The sequence below is a fragment of the Rhodobacteraceae bacterium LMO-JJ12 genome, assembly GCA_021555075.1.
In the GTDB taxonomy this organism is placed as follows: Bacteria; Pseudomonadota; Alphaproteobacteria; order Rhodobacterales; family Rhodobacteraceae; genus JAKGBX01.
In genome coordinates this window covers 1765328-1778687 of the sequence record JAKGBX010000001.1, presented here as the reverse complement: position 1 = coordinate 1778687, position 13360 = coordinate 1765328, and the positions used below count along the sequence as shown (strand labels likewise).

Below are 13360 nucleotides of genomic sequence, written 5' to 3'. Positions count from 1 at the left end.
TCATGCGCTCCCATAGAGGCCGGTGGGTTTGAACAAAAGCACCCCCGCCATCAAAATATAGATCGACATCGAGCTGAGCGCGCCGCCGATGGATGTGGCCGAGGACGGGTCCATGAAAACACCAAAGGCCAGCGGCAACAACACGCGGCCGAGTGTGTCGGTAAGGCCCACCAATAGCGCACCAACCAGGGCGCCGCGGATCGAGCCGATGCCGCCGATCACGATGGTGACGAATGCCAGGATCAAGACAGGCTCGCCCATACCGACCTGTACCGATTGGATTGCGCCAACCAACGCACCGGCAAAGCCCGCCAGCGCCGCGCCGAGGGCGAAGACGGCGGTGTAGAGCACCGAAATATTGACGCCAAGTGCGCCGATCATCTCGCGATCGGATTCACCAGCACGGATGCGCATGCCGATGCGGGTTTTGGCGATCAGAAGGAAAAGTGCGGCGGCCACAGCGAAGCCGATGCCGATGATGGCGAGGCGATAGGCCGGATACGCGATGCCGCCGGGCAGATGCACCGGGCCGGACAACGCGGCAGGCACGTCGAGATAGAGCGGGAATGAGCCGAAGGCCCAACGCGTGCCTTCCGAAAAAATCAGGATCAGTGCGAAGGTGGCCAACACCTGATCAAGGTGGTCACGCGCATAGAGGCGACGGATCACGATGACTTCTACCAGAACGCCCGCTATGGCCGACGCCGCCAGCGCAGCAATCAGCGCCAGTGTGAAGCTACCGGTGGCGGCGGCAACCGATGCCGCAGCGAAAGCGCCCACCATGTAGAGGGAGCCATGTGCGAGGTTGATCAACCCCATGACACCAAAAATAAGCGTCAGCCCGGCCGACATCAGGAACAGCATCACACCGGACTGCAGCCCGTTCAGGATCTGTTCGAACAGAAGTATGAGAGACATTCGGCCCCAATCTCAATCAAGCTGCGCGGTCGGTAGCGAAACCTTTGGTAGATTTCGCTCTGTTTTCTTTCAACGAAAACACGGGCCGCAAGGCTTAGGGAAGTGGAATATTCAGTGCAAAGGCTCTTCCTTTGGTAGCGCCCGGAGTTTTGACGCTCCGGGAGCCACCGAGGATCAGCCTATGCTCACATTTTGCAATCAACGCCGTAAGCGTCGACATGATCTTCCGATGCAACGCCGATGATCTTGTTGGTGACGACATCACCTTCCTTGATCACTTCGCGCATGTAGATCGTCTGAATCGGGTGATGGTTGGGCGCGAATTTGAAAACGCCACGTGTGGAGGCGAACTGGGTTTCTTCCAGTGCGGTGCGGAAGGCATCCGTGTCTTTCACATCGGCTTTTTCCATTGCGTCAACCAACAGCAGACCCGTGTCAAACCCCTGGCTGGAATAGATCGACGGCAGACGACCATATTCGGCCTGGAAATCTGCAACGAAGGCTTTGTTGACGGGATTGTCGATATCCTTGGACCAATGCGAGGTGTTCTTCACGCCAAGTGCCGCATCACCAATGGCGCCGAGAATGCCCTGATCAAAGCTGAACGCCGGACCCATCACGGGCTTTTCTGCACCGGAACCGGCGTATTGTTTCATGAAGGAGATCCCCATGCCGCCGGGCAGGAAGTAATAGACCGTGTCAGCATCAGCTGCTTTGATCTGCGCGATCTCGGCTGCGTAGTCGGTCTGACCGAGCTTGGTATAGACCTCGTTTGCAATTTCACCTTTGTAAAAGCGTTTGAAGCCGGCGATCATGTCTTTGCCAGCCGGATAGTTCGGTGCCAGTAAGAAGACTTTCTTTACATCGTTGTTGTTGGCCCAATTGCCCGCGGCTTCGTTGAGAACATCGTTCTGCCAGCTGACATTGAAGTAGTTCTTGTGGCAGCCCTTGCCCGCCAGAGCAGAGGGGCCAGCGTTGGGCGAGATGTAGAATTTGCCCTGTGCGGTCACCGACGGCACAACGGCCATGGCGATGTTCGACCAGATGAGACCGGTTACGATATCGACCTTCTCCTGCTGAATCAGCTTGTCAGCAAGCTGTACAGCGATATCAGGTTTGCGCTGATCGTCCTCGACCACCAGTTCGATGTCGTCGCGACCCGATTGGGCAATTGCCAGCATGAAGCCATCGCGCACGTCGATACCGAGGCCTGCGCCCCCGCCCGACAGCGTGGTAATCATGCCGACTTTTACTCCGTCTGCCTGTGCCGCCGTCGCTGTCAGCGCGGCCAGACACAATGCCCCTGCCATTTTTCTAAATGTCATTTCTCTCTCCCTGTCATGTCCGGAACACGACGTGCCGCGCGGACTGCTATTTTTGTCAAAAATGCCAGATCATTCCAGCACACAGGCCATCGCCATTTCGATACGTCGCTCCTACAACGCACGTTCAGGCTTGCTTGATCCCCCCATGAAACGTGACGCAACCGACCTTGAAATTGCGTCTCTTCCCCGCTTCATTTTCAAACTTAACGAGGCGAAAAAATCTATACAAGCTTAAAGCTTGCCCTAATCTGCAGAGTTTTCGCCCCGCGCCGAGACGGATGCCACCAGAGGTTGCAGGCATCAGAACGGCAACCCGGTATAGTTCTCGGCCAGCGAGGCAAGTGCTGCGTCCGATGAAAAGAGGTAGTCCAAATCGGTCTGTTGCAACTTGTTGTCATAGGCGATGGAATCGGGAAAAGTATGCAAGAGCGTGGTCATCCACCAGCTAAACCGCTGGGCTTTCCAGATCCGCGCCAACGCCTTTTCACTATAGCTATCGAGCCCGCTATCATCACCTTTCTCATAGTGATCAACCATCGCGTGATAAAGATAATAGATGTCAGACGCCGCCGAATTTAGCCCGCGCGCGCCTGTTGGCGGTACGATATGGGCGGCGTCCCCAGCCAAGAATAGATTGCCGTAACGCATGGGTTCTGCAACGAAACTCCGCAAAGGCGCGATGGATTTCTCAATCGACGGGCCGGTTTCGAGCTTGTCTGCGACCTCCTCAGGGAGACGGGCTTTCAACTCAGCCCAGAACGCGTCGTCCGACCAGTCATCAACCGTGTCGCTCAGCGGCACCTGGATATAATAGCGGCTGAGCACCTGACTGCGTAGAGAGCAGAGCGCAAAGCCACGCGCGTTCTTGGCATAGATCAACTCGGGACTGACCGGTTTGGTGCGGCTTAGCACGCCAAGCCAGCCGAAAGGATAGACTTTTTCGTATTCCCTGAGCACGTCTTTGGGGATGGATTTACGCGATGGGCCGTGAAATCCGTCGGCGCCAATGATGTAGTCGCAATCAATGCGAATGATGTCATCGCCGTGGCGATAGGTCACATGAGGATTATCGCCATTGATGTCGTGCAGTTTCACATCGTCGACATTATGGATCACCTTGCCATCCATCTTGTCGCGCGCCTCATAAAGATCGCGGGTCAGTTCAGTTTGGCCATAGACCATCACCGAATTGCCGCCTGAGTGCTTGTGTAGATCAACCCGGTCGAGCACGCCGTCATGTGCGATATAAAACCCCTCATGGATCTCGCCTTCAGCGTCCATCCGGTCGCCAGATTGCGCCTCGCGCATCAGATCGGCAAAGCCATGCTCCAGAACCCCTGCCCTGATCCGGCCCAACACGTATTCGCGAGAGTGTTTTTCAAGCACAATGGTGTCGATGCCCTTGAGGTGCAAAAGCTGGCTCAGCATCAGCCCCGATGGGCCGCCGCCAATGATGCAGACTTGGGTTTTCATAGGTCTCTCCTCCTTGCCCACCGGTTTTCTGAGAAATTCAGTGGTCGTCCTTCGTGTTTCAGGCCGGGCATTCCAGCAAAAGCGTGCCAGCGGCAGTGTTGGAAATCGGGATATGATAGTTGCGCGTGATCTCTTTCACATCATCGCCAAGTGCGCCGCGCATCATCATCCACATCAGAAACTCAGTACCCTGCGCACCGGCCTTCTCGACCAGTTCCATGCGGCTGATCTTGGTCAGCACGTCAGGGTTATGCACAATGTTTTCAATGCAATACTGATCGAAGTCCTTGTTGATGAAGCCCGCGCGTGCGCCGTCAAGCTGATGGCTTAACCCGCCTGTGCCCAGCACCAGAACCTTGGAGTCTCCCGGATAACTCAGCACTGCTTTTCTGAGGGCGCGCCCGAAGGCCAGCGCACGTTTCAGTGTCGGGATCGGATGCTGCACCGTGTTTGCGCTGATCGGAATGGCGCGTGGCATATCGGGGTGATGCGGCGCGCCGGGCCAGAAAAGCTGCATCGGAACCGTAAAGCCATGATCGACCGCGAGTTCCTGGCAGGAGGTGATGTCAAATTCATCGGCGACCATCGATTCAATAATGTGCCAACTCAGCTCGGGCGCGCCGGGGAACGGATCAAGCTTGGGAATGCCCCAGCCTTCATCTTCGTTGCGATATTCATGCGCGGCCCCAATGGCGAAGGTGGGCATTTGATCAAGGAAGAAACCGAGGCCGTGATCGTTATAGATATTGATCACGACATCCGGCTTATGCGCGGCGATCCACTTGTGCACCCTTGGATAGCCGTCGAAAAACGGCTTCCAATAGGGATCATCCTGCAGATTGTTTGCGATGGCATTGCCAACGGCAGGGATATGGGATGTGGTAATGCCGCCAATGATATTCGCCATTATATCAAACCTTTATGCCTGTGACTTCAGGTGTAACTTGAATTCTTCTGTCGTCATGCCCGTTTGCATGCCCCCGACATCCTGAACCGAAAGCTTGAAGATGCCAGCGAGTTTGGCGAGGTAGTAGATATTGCCCCCCGCTTCGATCATGGCGAGGATATCGCGGGCGCGGACTGCCGCTTTTTGCTCGTCGGTGAGGGCAAAATGCGTCATGTAGCCCTCCTCGTCGGCGGCAAAGGCATCACGCGCGCTCTGATCGTTGAAAGAATAACACATCTTGTTGAGCGCATAGCCTTTCATGGCCATCCGACCATCGAAAACGGTCGTGCCGGGAATGTCGGCATGCACATCGAAACCGGGCTTATCCATTGTTACATTCCTTCTCACGTCGCCCAGTAAAGGCGCATCGGATTGTCCACGAGCAGGCCCTGTTGCAAGGCCTGTGTTGGTGCGATTTTCGGGACGAAGTCGACCAGATTGCCATCGTCTGGCATATGCGATTTCATGTTGGGATGTGGCCAGTCGGTGCCCCAGAGCACCCGGTTCGGGAACGCTTCGGTCACACTTCTCGCGAAAGGCACGACATCGGCGTAATCAGGTGGGCCGGACACCGAGAGGCGTTCGGGGCATGTGACCTTGGACCAGATGTTACTATTCCGATCCATCAGATCCAGAAATCGTTTGAAATCTGCGTGCTGCGCGCCTTTGTTGATATCCGGTCGCCCCATGTGATCAACCACGATCTCGGTTGGGAGGGTTTCAAGGAACGGCACCAGATCCTCCAGATCGGCGGCCTCGAAATAGACCACGACATGCCAGCCCAGCGGCGCTATCTTATTGGCGATCGACAGGAAAACGCTCTTGGGCGTGGCATCAACCAGACGGCGCACAAAGTTGAACCGCACGCCGCGCACCCCCGCCGCATGCATCTGGTCGAGCTCGGCCCCGGTGATCTCCGGCCCAACGCTCGCCACCCCGCGCGCCATCCCGTTGGACGCACGGCAGGCATCCATCATCGCCCGGTTGTCGCGGCCATGGCATGTCGCCTGCACAATCACGTTACGGGCAAAGCCCAAGTGATCGCGCAGCGCGAAAAGTTGCGCCTTGCCCGCGTTGCATGGGGTGTATTTGCGCTCGGGCGCAAAGGGAAACTCCGGACTCGGCCCAAAAACGTGGCAATGCGCGTCCACCGCCCCTTCTGGCAGCTTGAAATCGGGTTTTTTCGGGTTCGGATGAAAGCTCAGCCAATCGGCATCCATTACTTGCGTTTCAGTCATGCAAATATCTCCCCATCCATCAGCTTGCGCGCAGTGCGCAGGATGGCGGCCCCTTGTAGGCTGCCATCAGCCCCCAATCGTACCATCACCGTCATCTCGCCGGTGGGATGTTGTACCGACAAGGCGCGCTCATCACCCGCGCCACGCGCCGCCATATCAAAGGCGACCGAGCCCGGGATCAGGCAAGCACTCGCCACGGAAACGGCGCCCAAAACGCCAATCGCCTTGTGACAGCGATGCGGAATGAACGTGCGTGTCGAAATCGCCCCGCCCTGTCGCGGCGGGCTGATCATTGTCATTTTCGGCACCGTCTTGTCGACCACATCACCGAGGTTCATCAAGTGACCACAGGCAAGGCGGATAGTTTCGAGCCGGGCACGCAGATCGGCGTTACCTTCCAGCTCCTCTGGGCTTTCCTGCCCGGAAATCCCCATGTCTCGGGCGCGCAGAACCACCACAGGCATGCCATTGTCGATCATGGTGACCTCGACGCCTTCAACTTCATCCAGCACCTTACCGGTCGGCAAGAGTGCGCCACAGGTACTGCCTGCGGTATCGCTAAACTCGATCGGTACGGGCGCCGCACTCCCCGGTACGCCATCAATGCGCGCGTCGCCATCATAAGAAACCTGCCCGCCCGGGGTCTGCACCCGCGCCACGGCCACCTGGCCGGTATTTTCCATATGTATCGTCACGATGGTTTCGCCGTCCTGCGCACTCACCAGCCCGCGCTCGATCGCGAAGGGGCCAACACCGGCAAGGATGTTTCCGCAGTTCTGGGCATCCGAAACCTGTGCCCGATCCACCGCCACCTGCAAGAAGAGATAGTCCACATCCACACCAGGCTTCTGGGACCGCTTTATCACCGCCACCTTCGAGGTCAGCGGATCACCGCCCCCCATCCCGTCGATCTGGCGCGGATCGGGCGACCCCATCACCCGCAAGAGAAACGCATCGCGCCCGCTAGGCAGATCTTCGGCCAGGAAATACCCGCCCTTCGACGTCCCGCCGCGCATCCACATGACCCGCACGCCGCTCATTTCGCGCCCCGCTCCTTCCTCTGACCGGAAATATCCCGGGGGGTTCGGGGGGCAGCGCCCCCCGGCCGGTCGGAGGGCGCCGCAGGCGTCCTTCGAAACACATGTCCGCGCTCAGACATATTTCAACCCCTTGTCGGCCAACCGCCCGCGCATGTCATAGATATCGAGCCCCAACTCACCGGCCTCGAAGCGTGCGCGCTTGTCGGCCTCATTGGCCTCGCGCTCCCGCGCCTTCGCAAGCACGTCCACCGCTTCGCCTCGGCGCACCACGACAACTCCATCGTCATCGGCCACGATCACATCGCCGGGTTTGACCAGTTCGGTCGCACACACCACGGGCACGTTGACCGAGCCCAGCGTCTCCTTCACCGTGCCCTGCGCGCAAATTGCCTTTGACCAGACCGGAAAGCCCATCTCGCTCAGGTCGCGGATATCGCGCACCCCGGCGTCGATCACCAACCCGCGACATCCACGCGCCATCGCCGAACTGGCCAGAAGATCGCCAAAATAGCCCGCATCCGAGGGCGATGTGGTGCCCAGCACCATGATATCACCTGCCTGCAACTGTTCGATGGCGACATGCAGCATCCAGTTGTCAGCCGGTGGCGCAAGGATCGTCACCGCCGACCCGGCCACCCGTGCGCCAGAATAGATCGGGCGCATATAGGAGGCCAGCAGGCCCTTGCGCCCCTGTGCTTCATGCACCGTGGCGACGCCGCATTCGGCCAGCCCGTCAATCACCGATGCTTCGGCGTGCGCGATCTGGCGAACCACAACACCGGTCTGTCCCACCTGCGCGCTCACTCCAACTCATCCACGGTGCGCGGGAATATGGTCTCGAAACCCTCGGCATATTCGGCCTTGCGCCCACCTGCCATGCCGCCGGAATTGCGGCGGAAATGATTGGCGCGGTTTTGCGCGACGTTCTTGTAGTATTCCCAGAGATGCTCTTGGCCCTGCATGCACTGAATCGCGGCCCATTTCTTGACCCAGACGGGCGTGATGTCGAGAAACACCGAAGGCTTCCAGCCCATCTGCTCGGTCTGGTGTGGCTCAAACAGGTAGAGTTGCGGCGCGCCCAGCACCTTCTGACCGGGATTGTGGCCCCAGGCCTGGGCGATCATCCGGGTTTCCAGCGCGAATTGCGTCGTGTTCATATGATCAGTGTTGTAGGGATCCCAGCGCGAATGGCTCATCATCCATTTGGGCTGAACCTCGCGGATCACGTCAACCATGCGCTCTTGCGTCTCGCGACCAAGGTCGAGCGGGTAATCCCCGACATCGAAAAACCGGATATCGCTGACACCGAGTGCAGCGGCGGCATTTTCGGCTTCGTGGCGGCGCTCGGTCTTGACCTTCTCGAGCGTCATGCCTTCCTGTTTCCACAGCTTGGCGCTCTCGCCGCGCTCGCCGTAGCTGAGACACACCACGGTCACGTCATAGCCCATCTGAGCATGCAGCGCGATGGCGCCGCCCCCGCGCCAGACAAAATCGGCGGAATGGGCGCTGATCACCAGGGCAGTCTTATTGTTGGACATGGCGCGGCTTTCCTATTGTGGTCTCCTTGTGCAATCTGCCCCAGAGGCGGATGATTTGCCTATTTCGAATTGTGGAAATAAAATAAGTTTTTGCTATAGGGCCCGCCTGACATGATCACGGACTTCCCCAACATCCGACATATGCGCGTATTTCTGGAAACCGCAAAATCGGGCTCTGTATCGGTTGCGGCGGATGCCTGTGCACTGTCGCAACCTGCAGCCACGCAGGCGATCAAACGTCTGGAGGGCGATCTAGACGCGCCGCTGCTGGTGCGCCGGGACCGCAAATTTGTGACAACCGAATGCGGCGCGCTTTTCTTAGCACGCGCGCGGGTCGCTCTCGGTCATTTGCGCAGTGGTGCTAAGGCCGCAGAGCGCGGCAATGCCAGTGCGCATGCACCGCTCGACAGGTTGGTCACGGCGGCGCAATTGCGCACGCTGATCGCTGTGGCAGCGACGGGCAGCTTTACCGTCGCGGCCAAGCAGCTCGGGGTGTCACAACCGACAGTTCATCGGGCCGCAAGGAGTTTGGAAGACGCTGCCGGCACGACGTTTTTCAAGGCCACGCCGGTGGGAGTTGAGTTGACCCCAGCGGCGCAGGCATTTGTCTTGGGTGCCAAGCTGGCGCTTGCCGAGATCCGGCAGGGATTGGCCGAGATCGGTCGGGCGCAGGGAGAGGAACGCAGTCGTTTTGTTCTGGGAAGCCTGCCATTGGCGCGCACAGCGATTGTGCCGACAGCCACACATGCGATGGTCAACGCGCGGCCCGGCATGCAGGTGCGGATAGTGGATGGGCGCTATGATGAATTGTTGCGGTCGCTACGCGAAGGCGATCTGGATTGCATGATCGGGGCGATGCGTGATCCGGCACCCGCCGAAGATATCCTGCAGGAACCGTTGTTTGACGACGCGCTGGCGATTGTCGCGCATCCTTCACATCCATTGGCCGCGCGCAAGGGTGTGACGCTGGAGGATACATTGCGCTATCCTTGGGTTGCGCCCCCGAAGACGACGCCTGCCGGGCAATATCTTTATGAGAGTTTGCGCATTGAGCAGCGCAGGCAAACGCCGGTGCGTGTGGTGTCTTCTTCGTTGGTGATGGTGCGCGGGATTCTGGCCGAAGGGCCGTACGTGTCGATCATATCGCGCCATCAAATCTCTGTCGAAGAACGTGACGGGCATATCGCGGTTCTGGATGTTGCCCTGAAAGGCAATCGTCGCGCCATCGGGCTGACCACGCGGGCGGGTTGGCGACCGACGGAAAGCCAGGCACAGTTTATCCAGTTTCTGCGCGACGCTGTGCTTCGGGAAGTCGGGTGAAGCGCGTTTCACGCAGACCATCATAGCTTTTTCCAATACCAAAGTGGAGGATTCTATTGGGCGGGGCCAAGGCCCGGATGATAGACACCTCCGTGACGATGAGGACAGCGCGCGCGATGACTTCCACACCCGATATCGGCTTTCTCGGATTTGGCGAGGCGGCGCAGGCGTTTCTGAGCGGGCTGCGGCAAACGAACCCGGGGTTGCGGGCGCTGGCCTATGACATCAAGACGGATGATCCACTTCATGCGGCAGCAAAACGGGCCGAGTACGGCACGACAGGCGTTGAGGAGGCGCAAAATGCTGGCGATGTAGGCCGTGCGAGCATGATCTTTTCGCTGGTGACGGCGGATCAGGCGCGTGCTGCGGCGGCGCAGGCGGCTGCACCGGGGATGGTGCAAGGTACGCTTTTCCTTGATTGCAATTCATGCGCGCCCGAAACCAAGCGCTCAAACAGCGATATGATTGAAGCGGCGGGCGGGCACTATGTCGATTGCGCCGTGATGGCTCCGGTTTATCCGAAACTGCATCAGACACCGTGCCTCTTGTCAGGGCCGCATGGCGCAAAGGCCTTGGCGCGGATGAGCGGCATGGGAATGGTGGCGGAGCTTGCCGAGGGGCCGGTAGGCACCGCATCGACGCGCAAGATGTTGCGCTCGGTCATGATCAAGGGGATGGAGGCGCTGGTGCTGGAATGCCTGGTGGCGGCGCGCAAGGCGGGGGTGGAGCACGAAACGCTGACCTCGTTGGAGGCGAACTTTGCGGGCTTTGGCTGGGAGGCGCGTGCGGCGTATAATATCGAACGGGTGACGACGCATGGGTTGCGACGCGCCGCCGAGATGCGCGAAGTGGCGAAAACCGTTGAAGGGCTGGGCCTGCCCGCCGACATGTCGCACGCCATTGTGCGTTGGCAGGAACGAGTTGGTGCGTTGGAGTTGGACCCCGGCACACCTACGCTTGGGCACAGGGCCGATGCCATTTTGGCAGCCTTGGGCCTGAGCGGAAATGGGAGGACGGGTGAATGACAGACAAGCCTTATGAGGATATTCCGGGCACCTTCGTGTTCGATGCCGACCGGAGCCGCGAGGGGTATCATCTCAACCAGTTCTGCATATCAATGCGCCTGCAAAAGAACCGCGATGCGTTTAATGCCGATGAAGCGGCGTATCTTGATGCCTATCCGATGAGCGCCGAGCAGCGCGAGGCGGTTATAAAGCGCGATTGGAACCGTATGTTGGAGCTTGGTGGTAACATTTATTACACCTCGAAGCTGGCGGCCAATGACGGCATCAATTTTCAGGAACTGGCCGGGATCATGACCGGGATGGGACGCGAGGCCTACCGCGACATGATGCTGAATGGTGGTCGCCCCATTGAAGGCAACCGTTTCAAATCAGACTGGGAGGGCGAATGATGGCCCGGATTACCGCAGGTGTGGGGTGTTCGCATGTGCCCGCGATCGGCGTGGCGATGGACACGGGGATTACCGAACAGCCCTACTGGCAACCGGTTTTCAAAGGCTTTGAGAAGTCGCGCAAATGGATTTCCGAGAAAAAACCGGATGTGATTTTTCTGGTCTATAACGATCATTGCACAGCGTTCGATGCCTCATGCATTCCGACATTCGCGCTCGGCTGCGCAGCCGAGTTTCAACCTGCCGATGAAGGCTGGGGGCCGCGGCCTGTGCCGGTGGTGAAGAACCATCAGAAGCTGGCAAGTCACATCGCGCAATCGCTGATCCTGGATGAATTCGATTTGACCATCATGAACGAGATGGAAGTCGATCATGGGCTGACCGTGCCACTTTCGGTGATGTACGGCGAGCTGGGACCGGAGGAGGAATGGCCCGCTTTGGTGATCCCTTTGGCGGTGAATGTGGTGCAATATCCAGCGCCGACCGGCAATCGGTGCTATCAATTGGGCAAAGCGGTGCGCCGCGCGATCGAGAGTTTTGACGAGGATCTCAACGTGGTGATCTTTGGAACCGGCGGGATGAGCCACCAGCTGCAATACAAACGCGCCGGGCTGATCAATCCGGAATGGGACAAGAGCTTTCTTGACCGGCTGACAAGTGATCCCGTCGGGCTGAGCCAGATGCCGCATGTCGAGTATATGCGCGAAGCCGGCAGCGAGGGGGTGGAAATGGTGATGTGGCATGTGATGCGCGGGGCGTTGGATGATGAGGTGACGGAAGTGCACCGGCATTATCATGTGCCCGCCTCGAACACGGCCGTGGGTCACATCATTCTGGAAAACAAGGCGGATTGAACCGCACCTAAGCAAAGACGGAGAGACACCATGAGGATTTGTGTAGCAGGCGCCTATGGCGCGTTCGGGATCAAACATCTGGATGCACTGGCGGCCATCGAGGGCGTCGAGGTGACATCGGTAATGGGGCCGACCGAGGCCAAGATCAACGCTTTGGCGGCAGAACGCGGCATCGGGCATGCGGCGACGACGCTGGAGGCATGTCTGGCACGCGATGATGTCGACGCGGTGATCTTGTCAACCCCGACGGGGCTTCACGCCGAGCAGACGATTGCCTGCATGAAGGCGGGAAAGCCGGTGTTGGTGGAAATTCCGATGGCTGACAATCTGGCCGACAGTGAAGAGATCGTGCGGGTGCAAAAGGAAACCGGCGTGCTGGCGATGGCGGGACAAGTGCGCCGCTTTAATCCGTCACACCAATGGATTCATAACAAGGTGATGGCTGGGGAGCTGAAAATCCAGCAGATGGACGTGCAGACCTATTTCTTCCGCCGCTCCAACATGAACGCCAAGGGCGAGCCAAGAAGCTGGACTGACCATCTGTTGTGGCACCATGCCTGCCACACCGTTGATCTGTTTCAGTATCAGACCGGCGAGACGGTTTCACAGGCTTATGGCCTGGAAGGACCACATCACCCGGATCTGGGCATTGCGATGGACATGAGCATCGGGATGAAGACGCCTTCGGGGGCGCTCTGCACGCTGTCCTTGAGTTTCAACAACGATGGGCCGTTGGGCACGTTCTTTCGCTATATCTGTGATAATGGCACCTATATCGCGCGCTATGATGACCTCTATGACGGCAACGAGAAGCAAATCGACCTTTCGGGCGTGGCGGTATCGAACAACGGGATCGAGTTGATCGACCGCGAATTCATTTCAGCGATCAAGGAAGGGCGCGCGCCCAACGGAGCGGTTGTCGATGTATTGGATGCGATGCGCACGCTCGATCGGATCGAGAAATGCTTCTGAGCCGATGAAACGACCGCCACGATGCGCAGCCGTTTGGCAAGTCTTCGGTTGCGTATCGACTGTTCTCTGAAATTCGAAACGCTGTGGCAGGGCGGCGCCAATGAGCGCGTTTCGCCCTGTCGCACCTATACACATCTATGCGACTTTCACCGCCAGCACACGGCAAGGGTGAGTCGGCCCCCTTTTCCGCATGCAATCGCATACCGTTTCAATTTGTCGCATGTGAAAAACACGTAAGGCTGACCCGGCGTCACCCAAGCTGCTTTGCGAGGTGGACAAAGGTGGATCTACAACACAGCGCAATCACTTGCTTTTCATGGAA

Annotated in this window: 14 protein-coding genes; 5 read left to right on the top strand and 9 right to left on the bottom strand. The window is 58.5% G+C overall.

Features of this window, described 5'->3' with window-relative positions:
- The 9 genes from LZG00_08485 to LZG00_08445 all read right to left on the bottom strand — a co-directional run bounded on the left by LZG00_08485 (nucleotide 1) and on the right by LZG00_08445 (nucleotide 8478).
- Nucleotides 1-918 carry a branched-chain amino acid ABC transporter permease gene (locus LZG00_08485; GenBank protein ID MCF3594036.1) on the bottom strand — a complete coding sequence of 306 codons (918 nt, stop codon included), beginning with the start codon at nucleotides 916-918 and terminating at the stop codon, nucleotides 1-3.
- A gap of 185 nt (nucleotides 919-1103) precedes the next feature.
- On the bottom strand, nucleotides 1104-2243 hold the full coding sequence (locus tag LZG00_08480) for an ABC transporter substrate-binding protein (protein MCF3594035.1): 1140 nt from the start codon (nucleotides 2241-2243) through the stop codon (nucleotides 1104-1106).
- A 300-nt stretch (nucleotides 2244-2543) separates the two neighbouring features.
- A complete protein-coding gene (gene pobA / locus LZG00_08475) occupies nucleotides 2544-3716 on the bottom strand; it encodes a 4-hydroxybenzoate 3-monooxygenase (protein ID MCF3594034.1) in 1173 nt (390 codons plus the stop codon).
- Between the two features lie 58 nt (nucleotides 3717-3774).
- Nucleotides 3775-4623, bottom strand: coding sequence for a protocatechuate 3,4-dioxygenase (locus LZG00_08470; protein ID MCF3594033.1), 849 nt, complete (start codon nucleotides 4621-4623; stop codon nucleotides 3775-3777).
- Between the two features lie 12 nt (nucleotides 4624-4635).
- Nucleotides 4636-4992 carry a protocatechuate 4,5-dioxygenase subunit alpha gene (locus LZG00_08465; protein MCF3594032.1) on the bottom strand — a complete coding sequence of 119 codons (357 nt, stop codon included), beginning with the start codon at nucleotides 4990-4992 and terminating at the stop codon, nucleotides 4636-4638.
- 14 nt (nucleotides 4993-5006) lie between these two features.
- Nucleotides 5007-5882, bottom strand: a complete 876-nt coding sequence (locus LZG00_08460) for an amidohydrolase family protein (GenBank protein MCF3594031.1) — start codon at nucleotides 5880-5882, stop codon at nucleotides 5007-5009.
- A 14-nt stretch (nucleotides 5883-5896) separates the two neighbouring features.
- Nucleotides 5897-6940 (bottom strand): 4-oxalomesaconate tautomerase, encoded by a 1044-nt coding sequence (locus LZG00_08455; protein ID MCF3594030.1) that lies wholly within the window; start codon nucleotides 6938-6940, stop codon nucleotides 5897-5899.
- A 111-nt stretch (nucleotides 6941-7051) separates the two neighbouring features.
- Complete coding sequence (locus LZG00_08450) at nucleotides 7052-7744, bottom strand: 4-carboxy-4-hydroxy-2-oxoadipate aldolase/oxaloacetate decarboxylase (GenBank protein MCF3594029.1); 693 nt, start codon at nucleotides 7742-7744, stop codon at nucleotides 7052-7054.
- Nucleotides 7741-8478, bottom strand: coding sequence for a PIG-L family deacetylase (locus LZG00_08445; protein MCF3594028.1), 738 nt, complete (start codon nucleotides 8476-8478; stop codon nucleotides 7741-7743). Before LZG00_08445 ends, LZG00_08450 begins: the two co-directional genes overlap by 4 nt.
- Before the next feature lie 111 nt (nucleotides 8479-8589).
- On the opposite strand from LZG00_08445, the gene LZG00_08440 reads away from it, so the two are divergent.
- From LZG00_08440 to LZG00_08420, 5 genes are all read left to right on the top strand, one after another.
- Complete coding sequence (locus LZG00_08440; GenBank protein MCF3594027.1) at nucleotides 8590-9798, top strand: LysR family transcriptional regulator; 1209 nt, start codon at nucleotides 8590-8592, stop codon at nucleotides 9796-9798.
- Between the two features lie 116 nt (nucleotides 9799-9914).
- Nucleotides 9915-10823, top strand: a complete 909-nt coding sequence (locus tag LZG00_08435; GenBank protein ID MCF3594026.1) for a DUF1932 domain-containing protein — start codon at nucleotides 9915-9917, stop codon at nucleotides 10821-10823.
- Entirely contained in the window at nucleotides 10820-11212 is a 393-nt protein-coding gene (gene ligA, locus LZG00_08430; GenBank protein MCF3594025.1) for a protocatechuate 4,5-dioxygenase subunit alpha, read from the top strand. Before LZG00_08435 ends, ligA begins: the two co-directional genes overlap by 4 nt.
- Nucleotides 11209-12066: a protocatechuate 3,4-dioxygenase gene (locus tag LZG00_08425; protein MCF3594024.1), complete on the top strand. Its 858-nt coding sequence runs from the start codon at nucleotides 11209-11211 to the stop codon at nucleotides 12064-12066. The genes ligA and LZG00_08425 overlap by 4 nt, the downstream gene beginning before the upstream one ends.
- Before the next feature lie 30 nt (nucleotides 12067-12096).
- Nucleotides 12097-13038 carry a Gfo/Idh/MocA family oxidoreductase gene (locus LZG00_08420; protein MCF3594023.1) on the top strand — a complete coding sequence of 314 codons (942 nt, stop codon included), beginning with the start codon at nucleotides 12097-12099 and terminating at the stop codon, nucleotides 13036-13038.
- Nucleotides 13039-13360: the final 322 nt, after the last annotated feature.

Bases quoted from the DNA above. Each gene is read 5' to 3' on its own strand.
- LZG00_08470 (MCF3594033.1), bottom strand. From the start codon at position 4,623: ATGGCGAATATCATTGGCGGCATTACCACATCCCATATCCCTGCCGTT.
- LZG00_08420 (MCF3594023.1), top strand. From the start codon at position 12,097: ATGAGGATTTGTGTAGCAGGCGCCTATGGCGCGTTCGGGATCAAACAT.
- ligA (MCF3594025.1), top strand. From the start codon at position 10,820: ATGACAGACAAGCCTTATGAGGATATTCCGGGCACCTTCGTGTTCGAT.
- LZG00_08455 (MCF3594030.1), bottom strand. From the start codon at position 6,940: ATGAGCGGCGTGCGGGTCATGTGGATGCGCGGCGGGACGTCGAAGGGC.
- pobA (MCF3594034.1), bottom strand. From the start codon at position 3,716: ATGAAAACCCAAGTCTGCATCATTGGCGGCGGCCCATCGGGGCTGATG.
- LZG00_08485 (MCF3594036.1), bottom strand. From the start codon at position 918: ATGTCTCTCATACTTCTGTTCGAACAGATCCTGAACGGGCTGCAGTCC.
- LZG00_08445 (MCF3594028.1), bottom strand. From the start codon at position 8,478: ATGTCCAACAATAAGACTGCCCTGGTGATCAGCGCCCATTCCGCCGAT.
- LZG00_08460 (MCF3594031.1), bottom strand. From the start codon at position 5,882: ATGGATGCCGATTGGCTGAGCTTTCATCCGAACCCGAAAAAACCCGAT.
- LZG00_08465 (MCF3594032.1), bottom strand. From the start codon at position 4,992: ATGGATAAGCCCGGTTTCGATGTGCATGCCGACATTCCCGGCACGACC.
- LZG00_08435 (MCF3594026.1), top strand. From the start codon at position 9,915: ATGACTTCCACACCCGATATCGGCTTTCTCGGATTTGGCGAGGCGGCG.
- LZG00_08440 (MCF3594027.1), top strand. From the start codon at position 8,590: ATGATCACGGACTTCCCCAACATCCGACATATGCGCGTATTTCTGGAA.
- LZG00_08425 (MCF3594024.1), top strand. From the start codon at position 11,209: ATGATGGCCCGGATTACCGCAGGTGTGGGGTGTTCGCATGTGCCCGCG.
- LZG00_08480 (MCF3594035.1), bottom strand. From the start codon at position 2,243: ATGACATTTAGAAAAATGGCAGGGGCATTGTGTCTGGCCGCGCTGACA.